The sequence below is a fragment of the Alloalcanivorax venustensis genome (assembly GCF_047495515.1).
Taxonomy (GTDB): domain Bacteria; phylum Pseudomonadota; class Gammaproteobacteria; order Pseudomonadales; family Alcanivoracaceae; genus Alloalcanivorax; species Alloalcanivorax venustensis.
In genome coordinates this window covers 1,552,439-1,573,636 of sequence record NZ_CP179934.1, presented here as the reverse complement: position 1 = coordinate 1,573,636, position 21,198 = coordinate 1,552,439, and the positions used below count along the sequence as shown (strand labels likewise).

Annotated in this window: 21 protein-coding genes; 4 read left to right on the top strand and 17 right to left on the bottom strand. The window is 65.2% G+C overall.

All coding sequences use genetic code 11. From position 1 onward, the window contains the following. Positions 1–36: 36 nt before the first annotated feature. Positions 37–1,683, top strand: a complete 1,647-nt coding sequence (locus tag ACMG4O_RS07540) for a hypothetical protein (RefSeq protein ID WP_414434785.1) — start codon at positions 37–39, stop codon at positions 1,681–1,683. A gap of 189 nt (positions 1,684–1,872) precedes the next feature. Here the strand turns inward: ACMG4O_RS07540 and ACMG4O_RS07535 are convergent, their stop codons facing one another. The 3 genes from ACMG4O_RS07535 to trmH form a co-directional block, all read right to left on the bottom strand. Beyond that, positions 1,873–3,204 (bottom strand): DegQ family serine endoprotease, encoded by a 1,332-nt coding sequence (locus tag ACMG4O_RS07535; RefSeq protein ID WP_414434859.1) that lies wholly within the window; start codon positions 3,202–3,204, stop codon positions 1,873–1,875. A 105-nt stretch (positions 3,205–3,309) separates the two neighbouring features. Then, on the bottom strand, positions 3,310–3,981 hold the full coding sequence (locus ACMG4O_RS07530) for a 50S ribosomal protein L11 methyltransferase (RefSeq protein WP_414434784.1): 672 nt from the start codon (positions 3,979–3,981) through the stop codon (positions 3,310–3,312). Continuing rightward, entirely contained in the window at positions 3,965–4,666 is a 702-nt protein-coding gene (trmH, locus tag ACMG4O_RS07525; RefSeq protein ID WP_142948603.1) for a tRNA (guanosine(18)-2'-O)-methyltransferase TrmH, read from the bottom strand. Before trmH ends, ACMG4O_RS07530 begins: the two co-directional genes overlap by 17 nt. A gap of 132 nt (positions 4,667–4,798) precedes the next feature. Between trmH and ACMG4O_RS07520 the strand changes: the two genes are divergently transcribed. Further along, positions 4,799–6,001, top strand: coding sequence for a CaiB/BaiF CoA transferase family protein (locus tag ACMG4O_RS07520; protein WP_142948602.1), 1,203 nt, complete (start codon positions 4,799–4,801; stop codon positions 5,999–6,001). Positions 6,002–6,010: 9 nt separating this feature from the next. Here ACMG4O_RS07520 and ACMG4O_RS07515 read toward each other — a convergent pair whose 3' ends face one another. Together ACMG4O_RS07515 and ACMG4O_RS07510 are read right to left on the bottom strand one after the other, a co-directional pair. Continuing rightward, entirely contained in the window at positions 6,011–6,436 is a 426-nt protein-coding gene (locus ACMG4O_RS07515) for a group III truncated hemoglobin (RefSeq protein WP_255442397.1), read from the bottom strand. Continuing rightward, positions 6,433–6,750, bottom strand: a complete 318-nt coding sequence (locus ACMG4O_RS07510; RefSeq protein WP_142948601.1) for a DUF962 domain-containing protein — start codon at positions 6,748–6,750, stop codon at positions 6,433–6,435. Before ACMG4O_RS07510 ends, ACMG4O_RS07515 begins: the two co-directional genes overlap by 4 nt. 143 nt (positions 6,751–6,893) lie before the next feature. Between ACMG4O_RS07510 and ACMG4O_RS07505 the strand changes: the two genes are divergently transcribed. Beyond that, on the top strand, positions 6,894–8,114 hold the full coding sequence (locus ACMG4O_RS07505) for a serine hydrolase domain-containing protein (protein ID WP_370202740.1): 1,221 nt from the start codon (positions 6,894–6,896) through the stop codon (positions 8,112–8,114). A gap of 125 nt (positions 8,115–8,239) precedes the next feature. Here ACMG4O_RS07505 and ACMG4O_RS07500 read toward each other — a convergent pair whose 3' ends face one another. The 7 genes from ACMG4O_RS07500 to xerD all read right to left on the bottom strand — a co-directional run bounded on the left by ACMG4O_RS07500 (position 8,240) and on the right by xerD (position 16,916). Next, entirely contained in the window at positions 8,240–9,808 is a 1,569-nt protein-coding gene (locus ACMG4O_RS07500; protein WP_414434783.1) for a BCCT family transporter, read from the bottom strand. Between the two features lie 122 nt (positions 9,809–9,930). After that, on the bottom strand, positions 9,931–11,070 hold the full coding sequence (locus ACMG4O_RS07495) for a hypothetical protein (RefSeq protein WP_414434782.1): 1,140 nt from the start codon (positions 11,068–11,070) through the stop codon (positions 9,931–9,933). Between the two features lie 323 nt (positions 11,071–11,393). Next, positions 11,394–12,536, bottom strand: a complete 1,143-nt coding sequence (thrC, locus tag ACMG4O_RS07490) for a threonine synthase (protein WP_142948597.1) — start codon at positions 12,534–12,536, stop codon at positions 11,394–11,396. A gap of 19 nt (positions 12,537–12,555) precedes the next feature. Then, positions 12,556–13,857: a homoserine dehydrogenase gene (locus ACMG4O_RS07485; RefSeq protein ID WP_142948596.1), complete on the bottom strand. Its 1,302-nt coding sequence runs from the start codon at positions 13,855–13,857 to the stop codon at positions 12,556–12,558. Positions 13,858–13,874: 17 nt separating this feature from the next. After that, a complete protein-coding gene (gene alaC, locus ACMG4O_RS07480) occupies positions 13,875–15,068 on the bottom strand; it encodes an alanine transaminase (protein WP_221929743.1) in 1,194 nt (397 codons plus the stop codon). 128 nt (positions 15,069–15,196) lie between these two features. Further along, entirely contained in the window at positions 15,197–15,943 is a 747-nt protein-coding gene (locus tag ACMG4O_RS07475) for a DsbC family protein (RefSeq protein ID WP_142948594.1), read from the bottom strand. Positions 15,944–15,995: 52 nt separating this feature from the next. Further along, the gene (xerD, locus tag ACMG4O_RS07470; RefSeq protein WP_194855733.1) at positions 15,996–16,916 is read right to left on the bottom strand and encodes a site-specific tyrosine recombinase XerD; all 921 of its coding nucleotides are present in this window, start codon (positions 16,914–16,916) and stop codon (positions 15,996–15,998) included. Between the two features lie 147 nt (positions 16,917–17,063). Here xerD and ACMG4O_RS07465 point away from each other — a divergent pair, with 147 nt between their 5' ends. Next, the gene (locus tag ACMG4O_RS07465) at positions 17,064–17,315 is read left to right on the top strand and encodes a GlsB/YeaQ/YmgE family stress response membrane protein (RefSeq protein WP_142948592.1); all 252 of its coding nucleotides are present in this window, start codon (positions 17,064–17,066) and stop codon (positions 17,313–17,315) included. Positions 17,316–17,459: 144 nt separating this feature from the next. On the opposite strand, the gene rplS is transcribed toward ACMG4O_RS07465, so the two are convergent. The 5 genes from rplS to ffh form a co-directional block, all read right to left on the bottom strand. Beyond that, positions 17,460–17,819: a 50S ribosomal protein L19 gene (gene rplS, locus ACMG4O_RS07460; RefSeq protein WP_142948591.1), complete on the bottom strand. Its 360-nt coding sequence runs from the start codon at positions 17,817–17,819 to the stop codon at positions 17,460–17,462. 15 nt (positions 17,820–17,834) lie between these two features. Further along, entirely contained in the window at positions 17,835–18,620 is a 786-nt protein-coding gene (gene trmD, locus ACMG4O_RS07455; protein ID WP_414434781.1) for a tRNA (guanosine(37)-N1)-methyltransferase TrmD, read from the bottom strand. A gap of 27 nt (positions 18,621–18,647) precedes the next feature. Then, on the bottom strand, positions 18,648–19,196 hold the full coding sequence (gene rimM / locus ACMG4O_RS07450; RefSeq protein WP_414434780.1) for a ribosome maturation factor RimM: 549 nt from the start codon (positions 19,194–19,196) through the stop codon (positions 18,648–18,650). Positions 19,197–19,220: 24 nt separating this feature from the next. Continuing rightward, positions 19,221–19,481 carry a 30S ribosomal protein S16 gene (gene rpsP, locus ACMG4O_RS07445; protein ID WP_142948588.1) on the bottom strand — a complete coding sequence of 87 codons (261 nt, stop codon included), beginning with the start codon at positions 19,479–19,481 and terminating at the stop codon, positions 19,221–19,223. Between the two features lie 154 nt (positions 19,482–19,635). Beyond that, positions 19,636–21,096 carry a signal recognition particle protein gene (gene ffh / locus ACMG4O_RS07440; RefSeq protein ID WP_414434779.1) on the bottom strand — a complete coding sequence of 487 codons (1,461 nt, stop codon included), beginning with the start codon at positions 21,094–21,096 and terminating at the stop codon, positions 19,636–19,638. Between the last annotated feature and the right edge of the window lie 102 nt (positions 21,097–21,198).

Below are 21,198 nucleotides of genomic sequence, written 5' to 3'. Positions count from 1 at the left end.
CCTGCAATGGGGAAATCCGTCCGGGGAGGGGGCATCATGAGTGGCGAATCGTCACCACGGGCACAGCTCGTGGAACTGCTGTGGCAACTGAAACAGAACTACGATCAAAGCGGCGACGGCTCGCTGCGCTTTATTCACTTCAACACTCTCCTCAACGACTCGCAGTACCGCGCCGAGGTGATCGAGAAGGCGCTGTCCAGCGAGCACCCGCGCATCCGCGAACTGGGCCGCAAGCTGAAAGCCGCCAACCGACAGGGCGGCCTGCTGCATAAAACCAGCGCCCCTGCCACGGCCAGTAGCGACACCGCCCCCACCCCGCCCCGGCCCGCGCCCCGGAACGACGCCACCCCACAACGCTCATCGAACTTATGGTGGCTGGGCCTGGGCACGCTGGTGCTGGTGGGGGTGATCGCCGCCGGGGTGCTGTTGCAGCCTTCCATCGGCGGCCTGCTCTCCGGCCGCCAGGTGGTGGCCGGCCCGCTCACCGGCGAACACCGCTGGTCCGCCGACCGCACCTGGGTGCTGGACGGCATCGTCTATGTGGAGGACGGCGCACGCCTGACCATCGAGCCGGGTACCCGCATTGAAGGGCGGCCGGGGTCGGCCCTGGTGGTGACGCGGGACGCCAGCCTGCACGCCGCCGGCAACGCCGACATGCCGATCGTGTTCACCAGCGGCCAGCCGCAAGGCACCCGCGCCCCCGGCGACTGGGGCGGCGTGGTGCTGCTCGGCTCGGCGCCGGTGAATCAGGCCGACGCGCACATCGAAGGGGTGCCGGCCAATGATACCCGTGGCTCGTTCGGCGGCGACGACGCCGACGGCAGTTGCGGCGTTCTTGAGTACGCGCGCATTGAGTTCGCCGGCTTCGAGGTCTACGCCAACAACGAACTCAACGGCCTGACCCTGGGCGGCTGCGGCAGCGGCACCATCGTCCGCCACGTGCAGGTGCACCGCTCCCTGGACGACGGCGTGGAGATGTTCGGCGGCACCGCGGACCTGCGCCATGTTCTGATCACCGGCGCCGGCGACGATTCCCTGGATTGGGACTGGGGCTGGCGCGGTCGGGTCCAGTTCCTGATTGCCCAGCAACACCCCAACAGCGGCGACAACGCCTTCGAAGCGGACAACAACGGCAATCAGCACGACGCCGAGCCGATGTCGGAACCGGTGATGTACAACGTCACCCTGGTGAGCCCGCGCAGCCACACCCGCCACCACCGCGCCATGACGTTGCGCGAAGGCACCGGCGGGCACTTCCACAATCTGTTCATGCACGGCTTTTCCGGGGAAGCGGTGGACATCAAGGACGCGGTGACGGTGGGCAACCTGGACAACGGCCGTCTGTCGTTCGAGGCCCTGGCGATCAACGACATCGGCGGGCGCGGCATCCGCTTTTTCGAGGACGAAAGCGGCGACGCGGACGATGACGGCGGCCTCGATGAGGCCGCCTACTTCCGCGACACCGTGGGCGCGCGTTTTGGCGTGGACCCTCAGTTCAGCCGCGACGTGAGCAGCACCGTGAACCCGGACTTCGCCCCCGGCGGCACCTCGGGCCTGCGGGACGGCGCCGTGGCGCCGCCCCAGGGGGAGTTCTGGGACGAGTCCGCGCTCTATATCGGCGCCATTCGGCCCGGCGCCGCCCGCGACTGGACGGATGGCTGGACCGACTTTCCGCTGAACTAGCGCCGGCCGCTCTTTGTGGGAGCGGGCCCTGCCCGCGAAAGGGTGGCGCGAGCCACCCGGCGGGATCCCAGAGACCTGGTTAGTGCCCGCTTTCAGACGTCTCTGGCATCCTGCGGGGCAACCTTTGCCGGGAGCTTCGCTCCCTTTCGCGGGCTGGGCCCGCTCCCACAAGGCCCGTTTCAACGAGCCTTAGCGGACCACCGCAAAGAACACTCCGCCTTCACGGTTGATGCGCAGCAGCAGGGCGGCGTCCTTGTCGGGGACGGCGGCGCGTAACTGCTCCAGGTTGTTCACGTCTTGCCGGTTGACGTTGACGATCACGTCGCCGCGTCGCAGACCGGCGCGCCAGGCGGCGGAACTGCGCGCCACGTTTTCCACCAGTACACCGCGCTGGACGTGGTCGAGCTCGCCTTCGCGCAGGTCACGCAGGCTGGCGCCTTGCAGGTGCGACGAGACGCCGTCGCCGGCGTCGGCGCCGAGGCCGGATTCGCTGATCTCCGCGGTGACCGTCTTGCGGCGACCGTCACGCTGAATGGTCATCTCGATCTTCTCGCCCACCGGCGACAAGCCGACTTTATTGCGCAGGTCCGAGACCCGGTCCACCGGCTGGCCGTCCACTTCCAGCACCACGTCGCCGGCCTTGAGGCCGGCTTCATCGGCGGCGCTTTCCGGCAGCACATTGGTGATCACCACGCCCTTGCGGCGCTCCACCTTGAAGGCGTTGGCCAGTTCCTCGGTGAGATCCTGGATAGTGACGCCGAGCACGCCGCGACGCACTTCGCCGTGCTCGATCAACTGGTCCATTACGTTCACCGCCATGTTGGTGGGGATGGCGAAGCCGATGCCCACATTGCCGCCGGCGGGGGCGAGAATGGCGGTGTTGATGCCGACCAGCTCGCCGTTGAGATTGACCAGCGCGCCGCCGGAGTTGCCCGGGTTAATGGAGGCGTCGGTCTGAATGAAGTTCTCGTAGCCCTCGATACCCAGGCCGGTGCGGCCCAGCGCCGACACGATGCCGGAGGTCACCGTCTGGCCGAGGCCGAAGGGGTTGCCGATGGCGACCACGAAATCACCCACCTTGAGGCCGGCGGAATCGGCGATGCGGATTTGCGTCAGGTCTTCGGCGCTTTCCAGTTTCAGCACCGCCAGGTCCACTTCCTCATCCAGGCCCACCAGTTCCGCGGACAGCTCACGGCCGTCGATCAGGGTCACTTCGATGTTGTCGGCGTTGCGCGCCACATGGGCGTTGGTGAGCACATAGCCCTGGTCGGCGTCGACGATCACGCCGGAGCCGGCGGACACCGCGCGGCGGCTGGGCGCCTGATCCGGCATGTCGAAAAAGCGGCGGAAGAACGGGTCCTGCATCAGCGGGTTCTGGGCTGCCCGCACCCGGGTTTCGATAGCGATATTGACCACCGCCGGGGCGGTCTTTTCCACCATCGGCGCCAGCGACGGCAACTCCTCGCCGCTGGCGATACGCGTGGGCAGCGCGGCGCCGGCGGACGCCGACAGCAGACTCATTAGAACCACGGCGCTAATCAGATCGAGAGGTCTTTTCAGAACGGTGCGCAAGGTCAAACCCTCCTGTGAACGATACGTAACGGGTGTTTCGACCGGTGCCCGGGATCAGGGTTCCGAAGCGAAGATTCTCACCCGGTTGTACTCACCGGCTTCGCCGAGATCCGGCCAGGTGGACGCCTGCCAGGTGCCGAGCAACGTCAGCCCCGGCGGATCAAGATCGGGAATCCGCGAGTCCGCCAGCAGGATCGGCAGGCCGCTGCGGTGGAAGCGTTCCAGCAGCGGCAGGTTGTCCCGGTCGTAGAGAATGTCCGCGGCGCTGACGCAGTCGGCCTCGGACAGACAGGCCTCCAGGTCGTCACTGAGCGCCACCCGGACGCCGTTGAGCGCGGCGTTGGCGGCGGTGGCGGCAAGCGCGTCCGGGTCCAGGTCGCAGGCGATCACCCGGCGCGCGCCGGCCAGCGCGGCGGCGATGGCCACCACCCCGGAGCCCGGCCCCACATCGACCAGGGTTTTGCCGCGCACCCACTCCGGGTGCGCCAGCAGATGCCGCGCCAGCACCTGGCCGGAGGCCCAGCACAGCGACCAGTATGGCGGCGCCTCCATCAGAGCGTTGGCCACCTCCTGGTCAAGCCGTTCGTCGACCAGCTCGTCGAGCAGCCACAGCCGCAGTTCCGGCACCAGGGGCAACGGCGTGGCCAGCAGGCGGATGTTGGGAAGCAGGCGGTTCAGGCGCGCTTGAAGGTCGAGGGGCGGTTTGGGGTCAAGCGTCTTCGCCACGGCGGACAGCCTCGCTGAGTAGAAAGTCGAAACGTCGCGGCTCGGCGATGCGGCCTTCGTCATCCAGGGCCGGGTACGGCACGCCGTAACGTTCACAATAGGCCGCCAGGCGCGGGTGCGCCCAGCGGAAGAAGGCGTGCTGGTAACGGGCCTCGCTGAGCCGCCGCTGTTGGTAGAGCCCGGCCGCGCGGCGCTGCTCGCAGGCCTCGGAGAGAATGATCGCCGCCGCCACGCTGACGTTGAACGAGGACACCATGCCCATCATCGGAATGATCACGTGCTGGTCCACGGCGGCCACGGTGCGTTCGGTGATGCCGAACTTCTCGGTGCCGAACAGCACCGCCGTGGGGCGGGTGAAATCCACCTCCCGGTACGGCACCGCGGTATCGGAAAAATGCGCCGCCAGCACCTGCTGCCCCTGGGCCCGGGCGGCGGCCACCGCGTCCGGGCCGCTGTCGTGCTCATGCACATAGACCCAGCGCTGCGAGCCCATGGCGCTGCTGGCCGAGGCGCGGGCGCGGTTTTCCGGCAACACCGCGTGCACGTCGAGCACGCCCACCGCGTCGCAGGTGCGCACGATGGCGTTGATGTTGTGCGGCTTGTGCACCCCTTCCAGAATCACGGACAAGTCCGGCTGGCGTCGGTCCAGGGCGGCGCACAGGCGCCGGTGTCGTTCCGGGGTCATCGGGTCTCCATGGGTAGCGGGCACAACGGCGGCGATTGTAGCATCGCCACGCGCCTCGAGCGGACAACGCCGCCGGCCTTGAGGCACACTAACCTCCTTTGAAAGACAGCAAACACGCAACGAGGACCGTCCATGAACCAACGGGCATTGCCGCTGGCCGGCGTTAAAGTGGTGGAACTGGGGCAATTATTGGCGGGCCCCTTCGCCGGCACCCTGCTGGCCTATTTCGGCGCCGAGGTGATCAAGGTGGAGCCGCCCGGCGGCGACCCGATTCGCGGCTGGCGCACCCTGGACGACACCGGCACCTCGTTCTGGTGGCGCAGCCTGGGCCGCAACAAGCGCTCGGTGACGCTGGACCTGAAGAGCGACGCCGGCCGCGAGCTGGCGGCGCGCCTGATCGACGACAGCGACGTGCTGATCGAAAACTTCCGCCCCGGCACCCTGGAAAACTGGGGTCTGGGCCCGGAACGCTTCAAGGAGAGTAATCCGGGCCTGATCTACACGCGCATTTCCGGCTACGGCCAGGACGGCCCCTACGCGGACAAACCGGGCTATGCGTCGGTGTGCGAGGGCATTGGCGGCCTGCGCTACGTGAACGGCTTCCCCGGCGAGCGCCCGGTGCGCCCCAACCTGTCCCTGGGCGACACCGTGGCCGGTCTGCACGCGGCCCTGGGCATCGCCCTGGCGCTGCTGGAGCGGCACAGCAGCCAACAGGGCCAGGTGGTGGATGTGGCACTGTTCGAATCGGTGTTCAATCTGCTGGAAGCGGTGATCCCGGAATTCGACGGCGCCGGCGAGATACGCCAACCCGCCGGCTCCACCGTCACCGGCATCGTGCCCACCAACACCTACCGCTGCGCCGACGGCAAATACGTGATCATCGGCGGCAACGGCGACTCGATCTTCAAGCGCCTGATGACCACCGCCGAGCGCCCGGACCTGGCCGAGGACCCGCGGCTGGCGAAGAACCCCGGGCGGGTGGAGAACGAAGCGGAAATCGACGGCGCCATAGAAGCCTGGTGCGCCACCCTGCCCAGCCCCGAGGTGCTGGCAAAGCTGGAAGCGAACCGGGTGCCCTGCGGCCCGATCTACAGCGCCGCCGACATGATGGCGGACCCGCACTTCCAGGCGCGCGGCCTGTTCCAGCAGGTGGAGATCAACGGCGCGCCGCTGAAAATTCCCGCCATTATGCCGCGCCTGGGCGGCACCCCCGGCGGCACCCGCTGGCCCGGCGGCGACGCCGGCGGCGACACTGAATCCGTGGCGCGCGGCGAACTGGGTCTGTCCGAGGAAGAATTCCAGCGCCTGAAAGCGCAGGGCGTTTTCGGCGCCTGAACTCTCCCGCTATCGCTGGGAGAGCTGTCGGTAGAGGTTGTCCATGACGCGGGCGGCGAGCAGGCGGGCGCGGTCGGTATTGGGGCCGCTGAAGTGTTCCTGCAGGTTGGCGGTGAACAGGGCCAGCCAGCGCTCGTGGTGGGCGCCGGTGAGCGGCTGCTTGTCGTGCACCGCGCGGTGCTTGGCGATCATGTGCCGGTCGTAGGCGGTGTCGCCGAGCAGCATCTTCTTCCAGTAGGCGGCGATCAGCGGCAGATGCTGGTCGAGGTCAATGCGCGCCACCTCCAGAAACACCGGCGCCAGCAGCGGGTCGTCCAGCACCCGCTGGTAGAACGCGTCCACCATTTCCTCGATGCGCGCCGGGCTGTCCAGGTCCGGCTTGTCGTCGCGCCGGGCCGGCGCTTCACCGGGGACGAACCGCTGCGCCACGGTCACCAGCGGATACGCCCGGTGAGGATGTCCTTAAACATCACGAAGTCACCGGCCAGGCTGTACCAGGGGTGTTTGAAGGTGGCCGGGCGGTTGTGCTCGAAGAAGAAGTGGCCCACCCAGGCGAAGCCGTAGCCCACCACGGGCAGCAGCAGCAGACCCCACGGATTGCCGGTGATGATGACGCCGGCGAGGACCGCGAACAGCCCCAGGGTGCCGAAGAAGTGCAGCCGCCGGCAGGTGGGGTCGGTGTGCTCCTGCAGGTAGTAGGGGTAGAACTCCTGAAAGCTCTCGAATCCGGATTGCTTGATCTCGTTCATGGTGCTCACCTCTTGCCGCTACGTCTTTATTATACGCTGTTCCGACAACTGGCAGAGCCGCCGCCGGAGTGGTTGTTTCAGCCATTGTCCACGATTGGCGGCCATGGACAATGGCCGGATCAACCACGGATACCGGATTGCCCATGGCCCTACGCCCCCGCCTCAGCCGCCTTCTTTCCCCGCAACGCACCCCGATCCCCCGCGATCTGGCGCCGATCACCGCCCGGGGCAGCGAAGCGCCCGCCGCCGAGGCCGGGCTCGACGACGACCGGGTCGAGGCGATCTGGCGGGCCACGCGGCGGCTCTACCGGGGCGGCATGAGCCCCGGCATCGCGCTGAGCCTGCGCCGCCGGGGCAGCGTGTTCCTGGACCGGGCAATCGGCTACGCCGACCCGGTGAGCGAGCGCCTGCTCACCACCGAGACCCCGGTGTGCCTGTTTTCCGCCTCAAAATCGATCACCGCCATGCTGGTGCATCATCTGGCGGAACAGGGCCAGCTGCATCTCGACGACCCGGTCAGCCGCTACCTGCCGGCGTACGGCTGCCACGGCAAGCAGAACACCACCCTGCGCCATATGCTCACCCACCGGGCCGGCATTCCGCGCCCGGAGCAGGCGGTGGAGCCGGACATCCTGTACCGGCCCGACGAGATCGTGAAGCTGCTCTGCGAAGCCCGGCCCAGCACCCTGGGCAACCAGTCCTACCACGCCATCACCGCCGGTTTCATCCTGGGCGCGGTGGTGGAGAAGGTTACCGGCGAGGGGCTCAACCAGACCCTGGACCGGGTGGTGCGCCAGCCCATGGGCATGCGCTACTTCACCTTCGGCGCCACCGGCCCCGAGCGCGCCCGCGACGTGGCCACCGGGGTGCCGATGAAGCTGGTGGACCTGTTTCTGAACTACGCGGTGGGCGGCACTTTCGATGAGGTGGTGGAAGTCACCAACGACGAGCGCTTCCAGCAGGCGGTGGTGCCCGCGGGCAACCTGTACGCCACCGCCGAGGAGGCCAGCCGCTTTTTCCAGATGCTGCTCAATGGCGGCCGCTGGGGCGACCGGCAAATCTTCAAACCGGAGACGGTGGCGGCGGCGCTGGCGCCCGCTTCGCGGCGGCCCCGGGTGGACCGCACGCTGATGCTGCCGCTGACGTTCTCGCCGGGCTTTATGCTGGGCAATCGCGGTATCGGCCTGTTCGGCCCGGCGGCGCCGCGCGCCTTCGGGCACCTGGGGTTCATCAGCATTTACTGCTGGGCGGACCCGGACCGGGATCTGGCCGGCGCCCTGTTGACCACCGGCAAGGGGTTGATCGGGCCGCATCTCCCTGCCCTGCTCAATCTGCAGTACACCATCAACCGCCACACCCGATAAGCCGCGACGCTCGTATCTCTCCAGCCTGGGTCGCGGATACGGAGCACCGAACACCGGAATAATCAGCGGAAAAAAAAAGCCCGGCGCTGAGGCCGGGCTTTTTTCTTGCGGCTTGCGGGAAGCCTTCAGGGGTTGGCGGTCATCAGCTTGCGCTCCGCCGACAGGCCCTTGTAGAGGCTGAAGCACATCACCAGCAGCACCACCGTGAACGGCAGGCCGGTGGTAATGGCGCCGGCCTGCAGCGCGTTCAGCGCCTGCTCGCCACCGCCGTACAGCAGGGCACCGGCGATCAGGCCTTCCATGATCGCCCAGAACACACGCTGGGGTACCGGCGCGTCGAGCTTGCCGCCGGCGGTGATGGAGTCGATCACCAGCGACCCGGAGTCCGAGGAGGTGATGAAGAACACCAGCACCAGCACGATCGCCAGGAAGGAGGTGATCGCGGTGAGCGGCAGTTCCGCCAGCATCTGGAACAGTGCCAGGGAGGAATCGCCGACGCCGTTGGCGAGCTCACCGATGCCGTTGATGGTCTGATGCAGGCCGGAGCCGCCGAAGGTGGCCATCCACACCACGGTCACCAGGGTGGGCACCAGCAGTACCGCGGTCAGGAACTCACGAACGCTACGGCCATAGGAAACGCGGGCGATGAACATGCCCACGAACGGTGACCAGGAAATCCACCAGGCCCAGTAGAACACGGTCCAGTCGTGCAGGAAGCCCTGGTCTTCACGGCCGACCCAGTTGCTCAGCGGAATGATGTTGACCACATAATCCACGGCGGTCTGCCCCATGCTGGTGAAGATCAGCAGAGTGGGGCCGGCGATCATCACGAACAGCAGCAACAGCGCCGCCAGGCCCATGTTGATGTTACTCAGCAGTTTCACACCACCGTCCAGGCCGCGCATTACGGAAATCACCGCCGCGGCGGTAACACCGACGATGATCGCGATCTGCACGTTGATGGCGTTGGGCGTGTCGAACAGGAAATGCATGCCACCGGCGGCCTGTTTGGCGCCCAGGCCCAGTGAGGTGGCCAGACCGAAGATGGTCGCCAGCACCGCCAGCACATCAATGACGTGGCCGGCCCAGCCCCAGCAGCGTTCGCCCAGAATCGGGTAGAAGGCGGAACGGATGGTGAGCGGCATGCCTTTGTTGTAGGCGAAGAACGCCAGGGACAGCGCCACCACGCCGTAGATCGCCCAGGGGTGCAGACCCCAGTGGTACATCACCGCGCCCAGCGCCATGTCTTTCGCTTGCGGGGTGTTGGGCTCCACGTTCAGAGGGGTGCCGAACCAGTCGGTGTAGTAACCCACCGGCTCCGCCACGCTCCAGAACATCAGGCCGATGCCCATGCCGGCGGCGAACAGCATCGCGAACCAGGACAGGGTGGAGAAATCCGGCCGGGCGTCCTTGCCACCCAGGCGGATCTTACCGACGGGAAGAAAAATCAGGGCGATACAGAACAAAACGAAAATATTGGCGCCGACCATGAACAACCAGTCAAAGTTGTCGATGGTCCAGCCCTTGGCACCGTCGAGGGCCGTCTTGGCCTCGGCGGGAAAAATAATGGTACCGATCACGAATACCAGGATCAGTACCGCACTGATGAAGAAGACCGGATTGTGCATGTCCATGCCGAGGACCTGCACATTATCCTGACCCACTTCATAGTCTGTTTCGTATTCCACGCTCATGGCATAGCTCCATTTTCCGTGTCACGCGGCGCCGGCTCAGAACCAGACAGGCGGCGCCGCGCGGTCGGTTCGGCGGGGCCGAACCCTGAAGCCGGCCCGCGGCCGGCTTGACGGCATTGGATTCAGAAGTAGAAATCGAAGGCGACGTAGACCGCATCGAAATCCGATTCGTAGACATCGCCATAGGCATTGATGTCGCCGTCGGACTGCAGGTATTCGAAGTAGATCCAGCCGGGACCGTACTGGTAACGAACACCGGGGGCGATGAACTGGACGTCATCGGCGTCGTTGCCGGTGGTGTCGGTGCTGGCCACACCGGCGTCCACATAGTAGAACCAGTTGTTGTGGTTGTAGCCCACTTCCACCACGTGACGCTGGTTTTCGATCTTGTCGTCCACCGGTGCGTCAGCGGAGGCAAGCAGCGCGTCCATGCCGTCGAAATCACGCTCGACACTGATGAAGCGGTACTTCGCGGACCAGTTGTCCATCTCGAACATGTAGTGCAGATCGTAGGCCTGGTGAACGCCTTCGTCGTTACTGGCGGACGGATTACCGGCGGCCACCGGCACCAGGTCCTGCATGCGACCGTACTGGGCGGAGGCGCCGACGGTGTGATGCTCGAGGAAGTTCCAGTCGACGTTCAGCACGCCGGTCTTGATCTTGCGGTAGGTGGCGCTGCTGCCCCAGTGACCGTTGTCGTCAACGGTGTCGGTGCTGTCTTCGCCCCAGTCGTCCTGGTGATAATAGGCGGCGTCGTAATGGATGGCGCCGGCGTCACCGCTCAGTTTCAGGCCCACGTCCATCTGGTCGCCATAGCCGCCTTGCAGGCCGTCGCCGGGCCAGAAATTAGCGGTTTTCCAACCGAACGGCACCTGGCTTTTACCCAGCTTGAGACTGGCGTCCTCGGTCAGGTCGTAACCGATCCAGGCTTTGTGAATGGTAAAGTTGTCCCCGCTGTTGTTATTAGCAGGGCTGGTAAAGGAACCGGTACCAATGCGGGTTTCCGCGCTGAAATGCCAAGGACCGTGACTGCCGTCGTCATCGGCATACAGAATCAGCGCCGGATCGGCGAAGTTGCCGCCGGTTTCGTTATCGAGATCCTCGCTGAACGAGGCCGAATTGAAATCAGAATTGGTTACGTTCTGATAAACCCACCAAACGCCGGCGCTCAATTCCGCCCCGGCGGTGGCCGTGATCGGTGTGCATACGGCGGTCGCCGCGAACAAGCCCAGTGCGGACTTCGCAAAAATAGACTTTCTCATTATGGTCTCCCCAGCAGAAGTCATTACGCAGCCTAAAGATCACTGACCTGATGTCAAACCGATGACCTTCTTCTTGCTCAGACTTTCGCCAAAAAACCCTTATTGTCTCTGGCTTTCCAGCAATATAAAAAAATTGAAAAATCCAATGAACTTATTACCGCAGAGCGTTCAAGGATGCTTTATATATCCTCCATTCGGTGTCAGGTTTCAAGGCCGAGACTGAATTCGCTTGTGCAAAAAACAGAAAAGGCGCGGCCCTTTCGGTGCCGCGCCTCCTTTTAAAAGCGTCCCTTCAACGGACGCCGGATGATTTTAACCGCGCTTCACATATTCTTGACGATGGCGTCACGAACCGCGTCCAGCTCCGCATCGATGGTCACCATACGGGAATCCTTGCACTGCTCGATGGCGGTGTCCGGATCCTTGAGGCCGTTACCGGTGAGCGTGCACACCACGGTGGACCCTTCGGCGATCTTGCCGGATTTGATGTCTCGCATGGCACCGCCGATGGAAGCGGCGGAAGCGGGCTCGCAGAAAATACCCTCTTTCTCGGCGAGCAGCTTCTGGGCGGCGAGAATTTCCTCGTCGCTGAGTTCGTCGAACCAGCCGCCGGACTCTTCCTTCACTTTCCAGGCTTTGTCCCAGGACTGCGGGTTGCCGATACGGATGGCGGTGGCCACGGTTTCCGGGTCGGACACCCGCTCGCCGCGCAGGAACGGGGCGGATCCCGCCGCCTGGTAACCCACCATCTTCGGCCGGTCGCCGATCATCGGGCCGCCGGCGTAGCGACAGTGGCCTTCGCAGAACGCGCACGCCTCGGTAACGATGTCGGTTTTGCTGGACGAGTATTCGCAGTAACCGATCCAGTGGGCGGTGATGTTGCCCGCGTTGCCCACCGGCAGGCAGTGGTAGTCGGGGGCGCGGCCGAGCTCTTCGATGATTTCGAAGGCCGCGGTTTTCTGACCCTGCAGGCGGAAGGGGTTGACCGAGTTCACGATGGTCACCGGCGCCTTCTCGGCCACCTGCTTGACCAGTTCCATGCCCTGGTCGAAGTTGCCGCGAATCTGCATGATTACGGCGCCGTACATCATCGCCTGGGCCAGTTTGCCCATGGCGATCTTGCCTTCCGGAATGATCACGAAGGCGGTGATGCCGGCGCGGGCGGCGTAGGCCGCCGCCGCCGCGGAGGTGTTGCCGGTGGACGCGCAGATGATGGCATTGCTGCCCTCTTCCACCGCCTTGGTCACCGCCATGGTCATGCCCCGGTCCTTGAACGACCCGGTGGGGTTGAGACCTTCGTATTTGACGTAGATGTCCACGTCCTTGCCGAGCAGGCGGGGAATGTTTTTGAGGCGGATCAGCGGCGTGTTGCCCTCGCCCAGGCTGATCAACGGCGTGTCGTCGTTAACCGGCAGGTGGTCACGGTAACGGTTGATCAGGCCGGTATAGCGGTCACGGAATGGCATGTCGTATCTCTCTTAAGCGTCAGGCGTCCAGCGTTTCCACGCGGATGCGCATAATACTGTTATCAACGGTGTCCAGGGCGGCGATCGCCGCCAGGGCCGCGTTCATATCCCCTTCCAGCACCTTGTGAGTCATCATCACGATCGGCACCAGGCCTTCCTCGGTTTCCTTCTGCACCATGGCTTCGATGCTGATGTGGTTGTCGCTGAGGATACGGGTGATGTTGGCCAGCACGCCGGGCTTGTCCTGAACGTGCAGGCGCAGGTAGAAGCTGCAGGACACATCGTCGATGGTCAGAATCGGGTCGTCGGACATCTGGTCGGCGTGGAAGCCCAGGTAGGGCACCCGCTCGTCGTGGTCCACGGTCAAGGCGCGGCCCATTTCGATGATGTCCGCCACCACCGCCGAGGCGGTGGGTTCGGCGCCGGCGCCGGCGCCGTAGAACATGGTCGGGCCGACGGCGTCGCCGTCGATCATGATCGCGTTCATCACCCCGTTGACCGCCGACAGCATGGTCTCGCGGGGAATCAGGGTGGGATGCACGCGCAGCTCAATGCCGTGGCCGGTGTCCTTGGCGATGCCCAGGTGCTTGATGCGGTAACCGAACTGGGCGGCGCTCTTCACATCCTCGATGGTGATGCGGCTGATGCCTTCCATGTACACCTTGGAAAACTGCAGCGGAATACCGAAGGCGATGGAGGCGATGATGGTGAGCTTGTGCGCCGCGTCCACGCCTTCCACGTCGAAGGTCGGGTCCGCTTCCGCGTAGCCCAGGCTTTGCGCTTCTTCCAGCACTTCCTGGAAGGCGCGCCCGCCCTGCTCCATCTCGGTGAGGATGTAGTTGCCGGTGCCGTTGATGATGCCCGCCACCCAGTTGATGTGGTTGGCGGCCAGGCCTTCACCCAGGGATTTCAGAATCGGGATGCCGCCGGCCACCGCCGCTTCGAAGGCCACGTCCACGCCGTTCTGATGGGCGGCCTGGAAGATTTCGTTGCCGTGCTCGGCGATCAGCGCCTTGTTGGCGGTGACGATGTGCTTGCCGTTCTTGATCGCGGTGAGCACCAGCTCGCGGGCGGTGTCGGTGCCGCCGATCAGCTCCACCAGAATGTCGATTTCCGGGTCCGTGGCCACCGCGAAGATATCCCGCGACACGCGGATACCGTTGATGTCGCACGCCGGATTGTCGCGGCGGGCGCCGATATGCGCGATCTCGATCGGGCGGCCCACGCGCCGGGCGATTTCCCCGGCGTTACGCTGCAGAACGTTGACCGTGCCGGAGCCCACCGTGCCCAGACCTGCTATGCCGACCTTTACCGCATTCACCTTGGCATCCTCTCTCTTCATTCGCCGGACACGCCGTCGGCGCGGAACATCTTCTTGATGCCGCGCAACGCCTGCCGGGTACGTTGTTCGTTTTCGATCAGTGCGAAGCGCACATGGTCGTCGCCGTATTCACCGAAGCCGATGCCCGGTGACACCGCCACGCCCGCTTCCTGAAGCAGCTTTTTGGAAAATTCCAGCGAGCCCATCGCCCGGTAGGTCTCGGGGATGCGCGCCCAGACGAACATGGTGGCGCGGGGCTTCTCCACCGTCCAGCCCAGTTCGTTCAGGCCGTCGCAAAGCACGTCGCGGCGCCGCTGGTACATGTCGCGGATCTCGCCCACGCAGCTCTGGTCGCCCTCCAGGGCGGCGATGGCCGCCACCTGGATGGGCGTGAAGGTGCCGTAATCCAGGTACGACTTGATCCGGCCCAGGGCCTGGATCAGTTGCGGGTTGCCGCAGCAGAACCCCACCCGCCAACCGGGCATGTTATAGCTCTTGGACAGGGAGAAGAACTCCACCGCCACGTCACGGGCGCCTTCCACCTGCAGAATCGAGGGCGCCTGGTAGCCGTCGAAGACAATGTCCGCATAGGCGATGTCGTGCACCACCCAGATGCCGTACTCGCGGGCGATGGCCACCACCTTCTCGAAGAACTCCAGCTCCACGCACTGGGCGGTGGGGTTGCCCGGAAAATTCAGCACCAGCAGTTTCGGCTTGGGCCAGGCTTCCTTGATGGCGCGCACCAGCTCCTCGAAGAAATCCACACCGGGCACCAGCGGCACGTGGCGGATGTCCGCGTTGGCGATCACGAAGCCGTAGGGATGGATCGGATAGCTGGGATTGGGCACCAGCACGGTGTCACCGGGGCCCATGGTGGCCAGCGCCAGATGCGCCAGGCCTTCCTTGGAGCCGATGGTGACGATGGCTTCGGTTTCCGGATCCAGGCTGACGTCGTAGCGGCGCTGGTACCAGTCGGTGATCGCCTTGCGCAGACGGGGAATGCCCTTGGACTGCGAATAGCGGTGGGTATCACCGCGCTGGGCGGTCTCGGTGAGCTTGTCGACGATGTGCTTCGGGGTGGGCTGATCCGGATTGCCCATGCCGAAATCAATGATGTCCTCGCCGCGCGCACGGGCCGCCATCTTCAACTCGCCGACGATGTTGAAGACATAGGGGGGCAGGCGCTTGATGCGCTGAAAGTCAGCTTCCACGGCGTCACCTTGGGCGGGGTCATTGGAAGCCGGACACATTAACGGCGCAACCCTGCGCCGTCAATGTAAAGAACCGGTGAACGGCGCCGCAAAGCGCCGTATGGCGGGGCCTGGAGCGGGCGGCCCGGCTACAGACCGAGGCGCTGGTTAAGCTGCTGCGGGGTCACGTAGCCACCCAGCTGGGCGCCTTCGGCGGTGTACACCGCGGGGGTGCCGCGCACGCCGAATTCCAGCCCCAGCTGGTACTGTTCGTCCACGGCGGCGGCGCACTCGGCCAGCTCGGAGTCGGAGATGGTGTTATTCAGCTTGGCGGCGGTGAGCGCCTCGTCGGGGTTGGCGTCACACCAGATGTGGCGCATGTCCTCGGCGCTGCCGGCCTGCGGGCCGCCGCGGGGGAACGCCAGGTAATGCACGGTGATGCCGGCGTCGTTGTATTCCTCGATGTGGCGGTGCATCTTGCGGCAGTAACCGCAGGTGATGTCGGTGAAGGCGTAGATCTCGGCCTTCTCCTTGCCCTTGGCCGGATAGGTGATCAACGCGTCCGGGTCCAGGTCGGCGAGACCGGCGTTGCGCACTTTCTGGTAGCGGGCTTCCTTGAGGTTGACCGGGCCGGTGTCGCGTAGCTCGATCACGTCGCCGGTGAACACCAGGCGGCCGTCATCGGAGGCGTAGATGATCTCGCGGCCGTTCAGCTCCACTTCCACCAGGCCCTCGGCGGCGGGCTGGATATCGGTGATTTCAGTGCGCGGAAAGGCGTCCTGGAAGTTGCTCTTGAAGGTTTTCTCGTCGATCTCCCCCGCGCCCTGGGCGACGGCGGATACGGCCAGCAGCGTGGCCGCCAGGGTCGCCATACGGGCACTTACAATCGCTTTCATCATTGTTCTCCAGTTGTTCGGGTCCCAGGCCAGTTGGAGCCCGGGGCCGCCCTCAGGTTCCCGAGCGCGGGTGGTGTTGTTGGTACACCTCTTGTAACCGCTGTTGCGCGACGTGGGTGTAAATCTGCGTGGTGGACAGGTCACTGTGCCCCAGCAGCATCTGCACCACGCGCAGATCGGCGCCGTGGTTGAGCAAATGCGTGGCGAAGGCATGTCGCAGTGTATGGGGCGATAGCGGCTTTTGCACCCCGGCGCGCACCGCCAGCTGCTTGATGCGGTGCCAGAACGTCTGGCGGGTCATGAAGCCGCCGCGCCGGCTCGGGAACAACACTTCGCGGTGCTCGCCCAGCAGCGCCGGCCGGGCATCGCGCAGGTAGCGTTCGAGCCAGTGCAGCGCCTCCTCGCCCAGCGGCACCAGCCGTTCCTTGTCGCCCTTGCCGATCACCCGCACCAGCCCCTGGCGGGGGTTCACCTGGCTGAGTGTCAGGCCGACCAGCTCCGACACCCGCAGCCCGGACGCGTACAACACTTCCAGCATGGCGCGGTCGCGCAGGCCCAGGCTGTCGTCCAGGTCCGGGGCGCGCAACAGGGCCTCCACGTCGGCCTCGGAGAGGGTCTTCGGCAGGGCCCGGCCGGTGCGCGGGCGGGCCACGTTCAGGGTCGGGTCCTCGGCGATGCGCCCCTCCCGTTTCATCCAGCGGAAAAAGCTTTTCAACGCGGACAACTGGCGCGCCACCGAGCGTGCGCCGACGCCCTGGCGGTGCCGGTCGGCCAGGAAGCTCAGCAGGCGTTCCCGGTCACAGCCCCCCAGGCTCCGCCCGCCGCCGGCGAGCCATTCGCCGAACTGGCGCAGGTCACGGCCGTAGCTTTCCAGGGTGTGGCGGCTCAGGCCGCGCTCCAGCCACTGGTTGTCCAGCCAAGCGTCGACCAGGGTCCGGTCGGTGTCGCTGAGGGGCGTGCGGGGAGAGTTCATGCCGCGAGTATTGGCAATCGCGGCGGAAAACACAATCGCCGTCCTCGCGCTCTTTTCACGTTCCGGTTTTACCTTTTATTACCGGCCCCACCGGGCTTGCGCAGGCATACTGAAAGTGATCAATGAATCGGCCAAGGAGAACGTTTTATGGGCATTTTATCGTGGATCGTACTGGGGCTTTTGGCGGGCATCATCGCCAAATGGATCATGCCCGGCCGCGACGGCGGGGGATTTATTCTCACCACTATTCTCGGCATTATCGGCGCGATCGTCGGCGGCTGGCTGGGCGCCATGGCCGGCATCGGCGGCCCGGTGGGCTCGTTCAGCCTGGGCGGCCTGGTGACCGCAGTGATCGGCGCTCTGGTGATTCTGGCGGTGTTCCGGGCGGTGTCTAAATAGAGGCAGCCGCAAGCCGCATAAAAAAGGGCCACCCTGGGGTGGCCCTTTTTTTGGGAGCGTCCGCCGGACCAGAGGTCGTCTCCGAATTGCCCTACAGCAAAGGCTGAGACGACATGGCTCGCGGCGGCACAACCGCAAGTTCGATTACTTGCGGATTTTTTCCTTGATCCGCGCGGACTTACCGGAGCGGTCACGCAGGAAGTACAGCTTGGCGCGACGCACGTCGCCGCGACGGTTCACTTCGATGGAATCGATGATCGGGCTGTGCAGCTGGAACACCCGCTCAACGCCCACGCCGTGGGACACCTTACGCACCGTGAAGGCGGAGTTGAGACCGCGGTTACGGCGGGCGATGACCACACCCTGGAACGCCTGCAGACGCTCACGGGTGCCTTCTTTCACTTTCACTTGCACGGTGACGGTGTCACCGGCGCCGAACTCGGGCACATCGGTTTTCAGCTGTGCCTGTTCGATTTCCTGAATCAGGGGTTTTTTGCCGCTCATGGCAGGCTCCTCGGTTCATTGATCGCTGTATTGCTGCCCGTCGTCCCGCGCTTTGAACTCGCGGATGTATTCGTCGAGCAACTCGCTCTCTTCCTTGCTCAAGCCCCGCTCCCGGCGGGCCTCCAGCAGTTCGGGACGCCACCGCCAGGTGCGTCCCAGTGCCTGCTTCAAACGCCAGCGGCGGATCCGTTCGTGGTCGCCACTGAGCAGAACTTCAGGCACCGACCGGCCCTGATACAGCTCGGGCCGTGTGTAGTGCGGGCAGTCCAGCAGGTTTTCCATATCACCGGAAAACGAATCCTGGGCCGCCGAATCCTGATGCCCGAGCACTCCGGGCAGCAGACGCGTCACCGCGTCGATCAGTACCAGCGCCGGCAGTTCACCGCCGCTGAGCACGTAGTCGCCGATGGAGATCTGCTCGTCCACCGACGCTTCCAACAATCGCTCATCGACCCCTTCGTAGCGACCGGCAAGCAGAATCAGTTCCGGCTCCGCCGCCAGCGCTTCGGCTTTCGCCTGGGTCAGCGGCCGCCCCTGGGGCGACAGGTAGATCACCCTGCCACCGCCGGCCCGTTGCCGGGCGTGGGTGAGCGCCTTTTCCAGCGGCGCCACCTTCATCACCATGCCGGGGCCGCCGCCGAAGGGGCGGTCGTCCACGGTGCGGTGGCGGTCCTCGGTGAAATCCCGCGGGTTCACCGTGTCCAGCACCAGCTGGCCGTTCTCCACCGCGCGCCGGGTAACCCCGAAGTCGGTGACCGCCCGCGCCATCTCCGGGAACAGGGTGATCAGCGTTATCCGCATGGCCGTGCCCCCGTTAGAGCCGCTTCGCTAAAACTCCGGGTCCCAGTCCACCCGCATCTCGCCGTGCTCCAGATCCACATCCAGAATCACCTGCTCGGGCAACCAGGGGAGCAACCGCTCTTCCCGGTCGAGACTGTCGCCGTCGCCGCGCACCACCAGAACATCGTTGGCGCCGGTTTCCATTAAACTGTGCACCCGGCCCAGATCCCGGCCGTCGGCGAGTTTCACCCGCAGGCCGATCAGATCGCGCCAGTAATAATCGCCCCCGCCGGAGCGGGGCAGCAGGTCGCGGGGGACGGCGATGTCCCGCCCGACCAGCTCTTGCTGGGCCTGGTCCCGGTCGTTGCAACCTTGCACGCCGGCCACCAGCCCCTTGCCCTGCCGGCGCTTGCCGGTGAGCGTCACCGGCAGCCAGTGCTCGCCGCGACGCATATACCAGGGCTGATACTCGAAGATGTTTTCCATCGGGTCGGTGTGGGAATACACCTTCACCCACCCCTGGACGCCGTGGACCGCCATTACGCGGCCCACCACCAACACCTGCTCGGATGTCAGGGCGTTATCGGCTGCCGCCATCTTCAGGCGCTCGCTACGCGCGCCTTACGCGCTTTTCTCGGCTTCTTTCCGGGCTTTCTTGACCAGCGCCTTAACGCGCTCGGAGGGCTGAGCACCCTCGGCGACCCAGGCGTCAACCTTGGCCAGATCAATGCGCAGCGGGATTTCGCCGCCACGGGCGATCGGGTTGTAGAAGCCCAGACGTTCGATGAAACGGCCATCGCGGGAAGTGCGGCTGTCGGCCACGGCGATGTGATAGAAGGGACGTTTCTTGGCGCCACTGCGGGCGAGACGAATAACTACCATAATTCAATTACCTTAATTCAATCCGGTTTCCCGGCCCGCGGCGCCCGCCGCTGGCCATCGTATCCGCTTGAAAACCCGCCCGGCGCCATGAAAAAGGCCCGGTCGGGTCGCGAAGGGTGCGGATTGTACGCCCATCCGCAGCCGAGATAAAGCCCTAGCGGCCGCCTCCCATGGGGGGCAGACCACCGCCGCCACCGCCCATGGGCGGCATGCCACCGCCGCCGCCCATGCCGCCCGGGGGCATGCCGCCGCCGGGACCGCCGGAGCCGCCGCCCATCATGCCTTCCATGCCGCGCATCATGTTCTTCATGCCGCCCTTGCCGCGCATCTTCTTCATCATCTTCGCCATCATTTTCTGCTGCTTCATGAGGCGGTTGAGGTCCTGGATTTCCAGGCCGGCGCCGGCGGCGATGCGCTTCTTACGCGAGCCCTTGATCACGTCCGGGTTGCGGCGCTCCTTGGGGGTCATGGAGTCGATCAGGGCTTCCATGTGCTTCATCTGTTTCATGGAGGCCGGGTTCTGGGCCGCCTCCATCATGCCGCCCATGCCGGGCAGCTTGTCGAGCAGGCTGGCCATGCCGCCCATGTTGCGCATCTGCTGGAACTGGTCCTTCAGATCCTCGAAGTCCATCGCCCGGCCTTTCTTGAACTTCTTGGCGATCTTGTCGGCTTTCTTCTTGTCCAGGGTGCGCTCGGCCTGCTCCACCAGCGACAGCACGTCGCCCATGCCGAGAATGCGGCTGGCGATCCGGTCCGGGTGGAAGGGCTCCAGGGCGTCGGTTTTCTCGCCCATGCCGATGAATTTGATCGGCTTGCCGGTGAGGTGGCGCACGGACAGCGCCGCGCCGCCCCGGGAGTCGCCGTCCGCCTTGGTGAGGATCACGCCGGTGAGCGGCAGCGCCTCATTAAAGGCCTGGGCGGTGTTGGCGGCGTCCTGGCCGGTCATGGCGTCGACCACGAACAGGGTCTCCGCCGGGCTGATGGCGCCGTGCAGACGGCTGATCTCGCCCATCATCTGCTCGTCCACGTGCAGACGACCGGCGGTATCGACGATCAGCACGTCCATATATTTGCTGCGCGCCGACGCCAGGGCGTTGTTGGCGATGTCGACCGGGTCCTGGTCACCGGTGGAGGGGAAGAATTCCGCCTTCACCTCGCCGGCCAGGGTCTGCAGCTGGTCGATGGCCGCCGGGCGGTAGACGTCGGCGGACACCACCATCACCTTCTTCTTTTCCCGCTCCTGGAGGAAACGCGCCAGCTTGGCCACCGAGGTGGTCTTACCGGCGCCCTGCAGGCCCGCCATCATGATCACCACCGGCGGCTTGGAGGCCAGATTCAGGGCGTCGTTGGCGTCGCCCATGGTGTGCACCAGCTCGTCGTTGACGATCTTGACGAACGCCTGGCCCGGGTTAAGGCTCTTCAACACCTCCTGGCCGAGGGCCTTTTCCTTGACCTGTTCCACGAACTCCTTGACCACCGGCAGGGCCACGTCGGCCTCCAGCAGCGCCTTGCGCACCTCGCGCAGGGTGTCGCGGATATTGTCTTCGGTGAGCTGCCCCTGGCCGGCCAGGCCTTTGAGTGACTGGCCCAGGCGGTCCGTGAGATTCTCGAACATGATCATCAACCTCCAGATTTCGAGCGCTCGGCGGCGCTGACCGCGCACGCCGAGACGACAGGCCGCCGATTATAGGGCACCGATGCCCCGCCCGTCATGGCT

Excerpts from the sequence above, each read along its gene's own strand:
- ACMG4O_RS07540 (WP_414434785.1), top strand. The coding sequence starts at position 37 with ATGAGTGGCGAATCGTCACCACGGGCACAGCTCGTGGAACTGCTGTGG.
- ACMG4O_RS07535 (WP_414434859.1), bottom strand. The coding sequence starts at position 3,204 with ATGAGTCTGCTGTCGGCGTCCGCCGGCGCCGCGCTGCCCACGCGTATC.
- trmH (WP_142948603.1), bottom strand. The coding sequence starts at position 4,666 with ATGACCCCGGAACGACACCGGCGCCTGTGCGCCGCCCTGGACCGACGC.
- ACMG4O_RS07520 (WP_142948602.1), top strand. The coding sequence starts at position 4,799 with ATGAACCAACGGGCATTGCCGCTGGCCGGCGTTAAAGTGGTGGAACTG.
- ACMG4O_RS07510 (WP_142948601.1), bottom strand. The coding sequence starts at position 6,750 with ATGAACGAGATCAAGCAATCCGGATTCGAGAGCTTTCAGGAGTTCTAC.
- ACMG4O_RS07505 (WP_370202740.1), top strand. The coding sequence starts at position 6,894 with ATGGCCCTACGCCCCCGCCTCAGCCGCCTTCTTTCCCCGCAACGCACC.
- ACMG4O_RS07500 (WP_414434783.1), bottom strand. The coding sequence starts at position 9,808 with ATGAGCGTGGAATACGAAACAGACTATGAAGTGGGTCAGGATAATGTG.
- ACMG4O_RS07495 (WP_414434782.1), bottom strand. The coding sequence starts at position 11,070 with ATGAGAAAGTCTATTTTTGCGAAGTCCGCACTGGGCTTGTTCGCGGCG.
- thrC (WP_142948597.1), bottom strand. The coding sequence starts at position 12,536 with ATGCCATTCCGTGACCGCTATACCGGCCTGATCAACCGTTACCGTGAC.
- ACMG4O_RS07475 (WP_142948594.1), bottom strand. The coding sequence starts at position 15,943 with ATGAAAGCGATTGTAAGTGCCCGTATGGCGACCCTGGCGGCCACGCTG.
- xerD (WP_194855733.1), bottom strand. The coding sequence starts at position 16,916 with ATGAACTCTCCCCGCACGCCCCTCAGCGACACCGACCGGACCCTGGTC.
- ACMG4O_RS07465 (WP_142948592.1), top strand. The coding sequence starts at position 17,064 with ATGGGCATTTTATCGTGGATCGTACTGGGGCTTTTGGCGGGCATCATC.
- rplS (WP_142948591.1), bottom strand. The coding sequence starts at position 17,819 with ATGAGCGGCAAAAAACCCCTGATTCAGGAAATCGAACAGGCACAGCTG.
- trmD (WP_414434781.1), bottom strand. The coding sequence starts at position 18,620 with ATGCGGATAACGCTGATCACCCTGTTCCCGGAGATGGCGCGGGCGGTC.
- rimM (WP_414434780.1), bottom strand. The coding sequence starts at position 19,196 with ATGGCGGCAGCCGATAACGCCCTGACATCCGAGCAGGTGTTGGTGGTG.
- rpsP (WP_142948588.1), bottom strand. The coding sequence starts at position 19,481 with ATGGTAGTTATTCGTCTCGCCCGCAGTGGCGCCAAGAAACGTCCCTTC.
- ffh (WP_414434779.1), bottom strand. The coding sequence starts at position 21,096 with ATGTTCGAGAATCTCACGGACCGCCTGGGCCAGTCACTCAAAGGCCTG.